The sequence below is a fragment of the Methylobacterium sp. E-005 genome, from assembly GCF_022829725.1.
Taxonomy (GTDB): Bacteria; Pseudomonadota; Alphaproteobacteria; order Rhizobiales; family Beijerinckiaceae; genus Methylobacterium.
In genome coordinates this window covers 1-7,117 of the sequence record NZ_JAKSYG010000122.1, presented here as the reverse complement: position 1 = coordinate 7,117, position 7,117 = coordinate 1, and the positions used below count along the sequence as shown (strand labels likewise).

The 7,117-nt window shown below is 63.8% G+C and carries 6 protein-coding genes; 4 read left to right on the top strand and 2 right to left on the bottom strand.

Going from position 1 to position 7,117, the window contains the following annotated elements; translation table 11 throughout:
- Window positions 1-183: 183 nt before the first annotated feature.
- Window positions 184-927: a Crp/Fnr family transcriptional regulator gene (locus tag MKK88_RS14450; RefSeq protein WP_244000797.1), complete on the top strand. Its 744-nt coding sequence runs from the start codon at window positions 184-186 to the stop codon at window positions 925-927.
- A 244-nt stretch (window positions 928-1,171) separates the two neighbouring features.
- On the opposite strand, the gene MKK88_RS14445 is transcribed toward MKK88_RS14450, so the two are convergent.
- Together MKK88_RS14445 and MKK88_RS14440 are read right to left on the bottom strand one after the other, a co-directional pair.
- On the bottom strand, window positions 1,172-1,432 hold the full coding sequence (locus MKK88_RS14445; protein ID WP_244000795.1) for a hypothetical protein: 261 nt from the start codon (window positions 1,430-1,432) through the stop codon (window positions 1,172-1,174).
- A 4-nt stretch (window positions 1,433-1,436) separates the two neighbouring features.
- Window positions 1,437-2,201: a Crp/Fnr family transcriptional regulator gene (locus tag MKK88_RS14440; protein WP_244000794.1), complete on the bottom strand. Its 765-nt coding sequence runs from the start codon at window positions 2,199-2,201 to the stop codon at window positions 1,437-1,439.
- A 518-nt stretch (window positions 2,202-2,719) separates the two neighbouring features.
- On the opposite strand from MKK88_RS14440, the gene MKK88_RS14435 reads away from it, so the two are divergent.
- The 3 genes from MKK88_RS14435 to MKK88_RS14425 all read left to right on the top strand — a co-directional run bounded on the left by MKK88_RS14435 (window position 2,720) and on the right by MKK88_RS14425 (window position 6,812).
- Window positions 2,720-3,511, top strand: a complete 792-nt coding sequence (locus tag MKK88_RS14435; protein ID WP_244000792.1) for a GntR family transcriptional regulator — start codon at window positions 2,720-2,722, stop codon at window positions 3,509-3,511.
- Between the two features lie 431 nt (window positions 3,512-3,942).
- On the top strand, window positions 3,943-5,634 hold the full coding sequence (locus tag MKK88_RS14430) for a methyl-accepting chemotaxis protein (protein WP_244000790.1): 1,692 nt from the start codon (window positions 3,943-3,945) through the stop codon (window positions 5,632-5,634).
- 47 nt (window positions 5,635-5,681) lie between these two features.
- Window positions 5,682-6,812, top strand: coding sequence for an HD domain-containing phosphohydrolase (locus MKK88_RS14425; RefSeq protein ID WP_244000788.1), 1,131 nt, complete (start codon window positions 5,682-5,684; stop codon window positions 6,810-6,812).
- Window positions 6,813-7,117: the final 305 nt, after the last annotated feature.

Sequence of the window (7,117 nt, the reverse complement as noted above, 5' to 3'; positions counted from 1 at the left end):
ACGACACGACTACGCGGCTTTAGTCAAAAGCGACCCACATATGTAGTAAAACGGAACTTGATGTGGGTTGGGGATTTGCCCCGCACATACAGCTGTTCGGTCTCGGACCGACGTCCGACTGACGGCGGAAGGAAGCCTCACGGTTCTTCGTTCTCAGCGCGGTCGAGCCGCGAGAGAGTACGAATGTCCAATCCGCTGATCATGAAGCTCGAATACGGAGCGCGTCTGACCGACGAGGATCGTGCCGTCCTACACGACCTCACCAGAAGAACCCGTCGCGTCGCGCGGCGTATGGACATCAGCCCCGAAGGCGAGCGGCCAGAGAACGTGCACCTCGTCGTGGAAGGCTTCGCCTGCCGCTACAAAACCCTAGCCGATGGGCGGCGCCAGATCATGGCCTTCCTGGTACCGGGCGACTTCTGCGACCTGCACGTGGCCATCCTCGGCGAGATGGACCACAGCATCGGCACCAGCTGGGGCTGCACCATCGTGGATATTCCGCGCTCGGTCATCGAGCATCTCACGGCCCACCACCCCCGCATCACGCGAGCGCTCTGGTGGGCGACCCTGGTCGATGAGGGCACGCTGCGGGCATGGCTCGTCAACATGGGTCAACGGGCCGCCGACCGGCAGATGGCGCATCTCGTCTGCGAGTTGCTCGTGCGCTTACGGGTCGTAGGCTTGGTGAGCGAGGACAGCTTCGAATTCCCAATGACCCAGGATGATCTCGGAGACGCGCTGGGTATCAGCAGCGTACACGTGAACCGGGTGCTTCAGGATCTGAGAGGTCAGGGCCTGCTCGAATGGAGGCGCAAGCGCATGCGCATCCCCAACGCTGCGCGGCTGATGGCCTTCGCCGAGTTTGATCCGAAGTATCTCCACCTGAACCCACGCGATGACGAGCGTAGTCTCTCGGGAACATCGTAGACTGGCTTCTGCGGAACGTCCGCTCCGGGGCCAAGGCTCAAGGTTCGCTCGCCACCCCGAGCTGAAATTGCAGGACGGCCAACGAATGGCTGCTTTCGGAAAGCGCCTATAGTGAACCGGGCGGCCAGGCTGGGTCGGAACCGGAATGGCGGCTGAGGGTGAATATCCGACAGTCTGCTTTTGTGCTTTGATCCATCGAAGCGGACATCTCTACTCAGCATACGCATCGCCTTCGGCATCGCGATCAGTTCTTGAGGCGCTGCCGCACCCACCGCGTCGCGTCCTCCAGGGTATCGAACACGGGAGCGCGTACCTTTGCGAGACGCCCGAGCCTGACCTCCATGTACCAAGCCCCGCGTCGCTCATGCTCGGGTGCGTCGAGGCGCACCAGCACGGCCACGAGCAACCCGTTGGCGATCACCAGCATGCCGACCTCATCCGGGCTCGCCGTGTCAACGGAAATGGGCTGGAGGACGACCAGGATCTCGACGTTGTCCTGGCCCACCAACTTACCCGCCCTGGACGCTGCTCAGCCACGGCACCTGCCGGCGGCCACTCCAACGCGTGTTCCTGAGGTGGAGGTAGTTGGGATTGAACCCACAGTAGGCCTTGAGCTGCTCCGCGTCCAGGATCGTCAGGACCCGGTACTTCAGCGTGATGAGTTCCAGACCGCGCAGCTCCCGCAGCGTGCGGCTGACCTGCACGTCCGAGAGGCCCAACGCTTCGGCGACGTCGGTTTGGGTGAATGGAAACGCGTAGCTGTTATCCTTCACCCGCCCCACTGCATCAAGACGGAGCAGCAACTCGCAGAACAGATGTGCGATCCGCTGACCGGACTGACGACTTCCGATGTTGACCAACCATTCACGAAGTACAGCTCCGTCTACAAGCGTACACCACATCAGGGCTCGGGTTACCCGTGGGTGATGGGACGTCATCTCCTCGATGGCTTGCCGGGGGATCTCAACTGCCGTGCAGGGAGAGATCGTACCGATGGCGTGGTCCATCTGATCGAGGATGAACACGTTCAGATCACAGAAGTCGCCCGGGACGAAGAAGGCCATGATCTGGCGCTGGCCGTCCGGCAGCATCTTGTAGCGGCAGGCGTAGCCGTCGAGAATGAGATGCACATTGCCGGGAACGTCGCCCTCCTTGATGAGGTCCGTCCGTGCCGGCACCTGCCGCAACCGCGGAACGAACGCCCGCAACGCTTCACGATCGGCGTCGGTGAGTTCCTCGAAGCTCTCAAGCTTGCGGATCAGTGCATCTTGCATTGGGCTACGGCGGCAAAGGGCAATTTGCCATCCTATGATTGGTCTAGGGCACAATACTTCGTCATAGGACGGATATCGGCACCCAGTAGCCGGTAAATGGCTGCGGCTGTTACGACCGTGGGGTCCTGTGCGTCGGCGTCGATCACCCTGGCAACCTGCAGGCTGCCGATGACACCCGTCCTTCGCAAGTTGGCGGCGGTCGGCGGTCATAGGCGCGCTGATCGCCCCTCAACGTTGACTTGGACGCCTCTGCCGGCCGACATGAGCGGTCACGGCTAGGCTCGCTCCGGCGAGTCGCGGCCGCCATTCAGGAGACCATCGCCGCGAGATAGACCCTGAAAAGCCAACACCCCCGTCCCGGCAAGGACGAGGGTGCTGAAAACCTGGGGCCGTGTGAGGGCCGTAGCTGGTCCCCCCACAAGGCATGAACTCCCCTCGGGAGTCAAGACGGAACCCATTTCCGTCAACGGGAAGGCTTTGCCTGGACCCTAGCCGCGGCCCGTGAGGGACCGGGACTGATGACTTATGCCGATGAGATCCGCCGACAGGCGGAGGCGGCCCCGTGCGCGGCGCTGCCGGCGGTCACGGCCGCGCTGTGGCGCGCGTTTGGGGAAGGGAAGGTAACTGAGGCCGAGGCCGAGACGCTGTCCAGCCTGATCGAGGCCCGGAAAACGTCCGTGCGCGGACCTATCCCAGGACGGAGCACGAACGAGCCGGCAACCTTGATCCCTCAAACAAGGGCAAAGGCCGAGAACGCATCAGGAAGCCCCAGGAGGCCCGGCGCCGGCTCCCGGCCACGCACGGACGCCAGCGTGGAGCGCCGCCGCCGCTGGGCCGCCTCAGGCCGGCTCCCGCCAGGACTCGCGGCCCGGTTCACGCTGGCTGAGGCCGCCGTCCTGGCCCTGGTGGCGGCCGAGGTGGCGCGACGCGGCGACTGCCGATTGGCGATCGACAATCTGGCGGCCGTGACCGGCGTGTCTCGCACGACCGTGAAGAACGCCATCCGGGAGGCCGTGCGGCTCGGCCTGCTCACTGTCGAGGAGCGGCAAGTCACGGGCTGGCGGAACGACACCAATGTGGTCCGCATCGTTAGCCGGGAATGGACGGCCTGGCTGCGGCTGACGCGGCGCACGCTGCCATCGGGGGGAGGGGTCAAATCCGCGACCACCACGCATACTCAAGTTTTAGATCTGGGAGAATCGAGGAAAACGGAACCCAAGAAGAGCTGCCGAGGGGCAGCGGTCGACCCTGGCCGATCAGGCAGCGGGAGAATCCGCGCGGGTGGTGGAGGCGGTCGAGCCATGCGGTGAGGGTCTGCGGCTGTTCGGCAGAGCGGATGAATGCCAAGAGCTATTCCTTGTGCTGCCCTATGCCTTTGCGGCAAGGCGGCGGATCAAAGGATTTTGCCACGTGGATATAGGTAGACGTCGCCTTTCCTCGGATCACGTGATCCAGCCTGCGTAGGACGTCAAAAAATTATCAAATGATGGAATTCTGAATGACGAGGTATAGAACGCTATCCCCACCATTTAGGATACGATTAAGGGATGTTTCCCCGCGAAATATATAAAAAAGCAGTCATATGACGGTATTCAAAGGCAGTTTAGAACTTATCACTATAGTTTCTAACGATTATTAGGGGAATAAACTTTTAATTAACAGAATCGACCAGAAATGTCGATCGGTTCTGCCGCGCGCTGTAAGGCAAGAACTGATTACATTTCTGGTGAAAAGCGGAACGATGCGCCTGAATCTCTCTCTCAAGGGTGCGCTCTCGGCTGCCTTCGGCTTGTTGGCACTCATCGCCGCCGGGCAAGGCGCACTCTCAATCCTCAAGCTTGAGGGGATCCGCAACGCCATCACAGAAGTCGCTTCGAATTGGCTGCCATCGGTTGCCGCTGTGAACGAGATCCGGTCCGCCGCGTCCGAGGTTCGGATCAAGCAACTGCGCCTGCTCACTCTGTCGGATACGCCGACCCATCTGGCTGAAAACGAGGCCAAACTCGCCGCGACCCACGATAAGCTCACGCAAGCGCGCAGGGCTTACGAGCCATTGATCTCCTCGAACGAGGAGCGCGCCATCTATGACACCTTCGCTTCTGTCTGGAAGCGCTTCGAGCAAGACGATGCCGAGATGCGTCGCCTGATGGAGGCAGGGCAACAGTCGGCTGCTCTCAAGCTGATGACCGCACCCGAGACCGCGACTCTCTACGACGAAGCCCGCGCCGATCTCTCGCGTGATGTCGCCCTGAACGAGCAAGGCGCTCGCCGGGGTGCCGACGTGGCCGTGAGCGAAGCCGATACCGCCGCATTGGCCGCCTACATCGCCATGGCGCTGGCGCTCGCCGCCGCTTGTGCCGCCACTGCCTTCGGACTGTTGCGCGTCTCACGCCCGATCCAGGCTATGACCCAGGTGATGGGTGGGCTTGCCGGTGGCGACGCAGGAGCCGAAGTGCCCTACCAGAACCGCGGTGACGAGATCGGCGCGATGGCGGCCGCCGTGCAGGTGTTCAAGGACAACCTGATCCGTACCCGGGCGCTGGAGGCGGAGACCGCAGAGGCGCGGCTGGCGGCCGAGGAGCAGCGCAAGGCTGGCATGCTCCAGATGGCCGATGGCTTCGAGCAGGCGGTCGGCGGGATCATCGGCTTGGTCTCTGCCGCTGCCACTGAGCTGCAGGCAACTGCTGAATCAATGTCGGCGATGGCGGGTGAGACCTCGGCCCAGTCCGGCGCGGTGGCCGCTGCGGCCGAGGAGGCCGCTAGCAATGTCAACACCGTGGCCGCTGCTGCCGAGGAGTTGGGCTCGTCCGTGCAGGAGATCGGACGGCAGGTGGATGGATCGGCCAGCCTCGCGCATCTCGCCGTGAGCGAAGCTGACCAGGCCGGTGTTCTGGTGCAGGAGCTGAGCGGCGCCGTCGCGCGCATCGGCGACGTAGTCGGACTGATCTCGAACATCGCCGGGCAGACCAACCTGCTGGCGCTCAACGCCACGATCGAGGCGGCGCGCGCCGGTGCAGCCGGCAAGGGCTTCGCGGTGGTGGCCTCCGAGGTGAAGGCGCTGGCCGAACAGACGGCGAAGGCCACGAGCGAGATCTCCGGGCAGATCGCTCAGGTCCAGGCCTCGACCGGGCAGGCGGTCACGGCGATCGTGGGCATCACCGGACGGATCCGCGAGATCAGCGGCGTAGCGACCTCGATCGCCGCTGGCGTGGAGGAGCAGGGCGCTGCCACCCAGGAGATCGTGCGCAACGTCAGCCAAGCGGCGATGGGCACGGGCGAGGTAACCAGCAACATCGCCGGCGTCGCCAGCGCAGCCGAGGAGACGGGCGCAGCTGCGAGCCAGGTGCTGGGCGCAGCGTCCGAGCTGTCGCGTCAGTCCGAGCATCTTGCGGCTGAGGTCGGACGCTTCCTCGCCACCGTGCGAGCGGCGTGAGCCACTCCGGCTGCTGCTCCTACACCATGCTCAGACCGGGAAAAGTCATGGGCGAACTCCTGCTGATCACCGACGATGTCGCCCGCGGCCAGCGCCTGTCCCGGGATCTGGGCGCGCACGGGACGTGGCACGTTCACGATCTCTACGAGGACAAGCTGCCGTCCCGGCAGCCCGATCTGATCGTCAGCGACGTCGAGACGCTCACGTCCGACGCCCTCATTCGCCTGCGCCGCGTCTTGGCGGCGATGCGCGGCGGAGAGGTCCCGTACCTGTTCCTCGTGCACGGCAACGTCGCTCGCGCCGAGGCGCAGGCCCAGATCTTGGGTGCGAGCGGCACGCTCAGCAGCACGGCCGGCACGCAGCAACTACTCGATGCCCTCGGGGGCATGCGCGTGCAGATCCAACCGATCCCGGCCAGCGTGTGGAAACAAGCAACCAAGGCCCGGTACTTTCTGAAGAAGGTTCTCTTGTCCGGCGCGCCGATCACGCCCGCCATGGCCGACACCGGCACCGATCTCGTTACGCGTGCCGTCGGCGAGAGCGGCATCTACGATTGGGTCCGAGCCGTCCAGCAGTTCGACGACGCCACACACCAACACTGTTTGCTGGTGGCAGCCCTCGCGGCCGCGTTCTCGGGCGTTCTCGGGCTGCGGGCGGCGGACCGCCATCGCCTGACGAAAGCCGCCCTGCTGCACGATGTCGGGAAGATCCATGTCCCGACGCAGATCCTGAACAAACCGGGCAAGCTCACCGAGGCGGAGATGGCGGTGATGCGCACGCACCCCACGCACGGCCACGCCATGCTCGTGGGCCGGGGGTTCGAGGCGGTGATGCTGACGGTCGTGCGCTCGCACCACGAGATGCTCGACGGCACCGGATACCCTGATGGGCTCACCGGGTGGGAGATCCCCGACCTCGTCCGCTTGGTGACAGTCTGCGACGTCTATGGCGCTCTGATCGAGCGTCGGCCCTACCGAGCGCCGATGGCTGGTGAAAAAGCCTACGCCATCCTAGACGGGATGACCGGTCGCCTGGACGGCGATCTCGTGCGCGCGTTCCAACCCATAGCCGCGGTGTTCGATCCGTCTCCACGGAAGACGGCGCATGGTCAAACACTTATCCCACGTCCTCAGCAGGTACCTCCTTGCGAAGACCACGAAGTGTCTACATCGCGCTAAGGGCTTCGTAATTGATTTGCGGCTGACTGCGTCGGGATGTTCAAACCGCGCAGGCTCGAGGTGGCGCACGTTGTAGCAGCTCCCGAGGGCACGTCGATGGCTCATGGTCCAGGCCATCCCTGGCTCGATGGCTGGCCCTTGCCAACTTCCTAACCGTCACCGGCTTGATCTGCGTGGCCGCCCTTCAGCTCTGGCAGATGCGTACAGATGCGGAGCGCCGCAGCCAGTTAGTAGCAAACAGCCTCGTACAGGTGCTCGGCCGCGATATCGCGCGCAACATCGAACTCTATGACCTATCACTACAG

Bases quoted from the DNA above. Each gene is read 5' to 3' on its own strand.
- MKK88_RS14450 (WP_244000797.1), top strand. From the start codon at position 184: ATGTCCAATCCGCTGATCATGAAGCTCGAATACGGAGCGCGTCTGACC.
- MKK88_RS14440 (WP_244000794.1), bottom strand. From the start codon at position 2,201: ATGCAAGATGCACTGATCCGCAAGCTTGAGAGCTTCGAGGAACTCACC.
- MKK88_RS14435 (WP_244000792.1), top strand. From the start codon at position 2,720: ATGACTTATGCCGATGAGATCCGCCGACAGGCGGAGGCGGCCCCGTGC.
- MKK88_RS14430 (WP_244000790.1), top strand. From the start codon at position 3,943: ATGCGCCTGAATCTCTCTCTCAAGGGTGCGCTCTCGGCTGCCTTCGGC.
- MKK88_RS14425 (WP_244000788.1), top strand. From the start codon at position 5,682: ATGGGCGAACTCCTGCTGATCACCGACGATGTCGCCCGCGGCCAGCGC.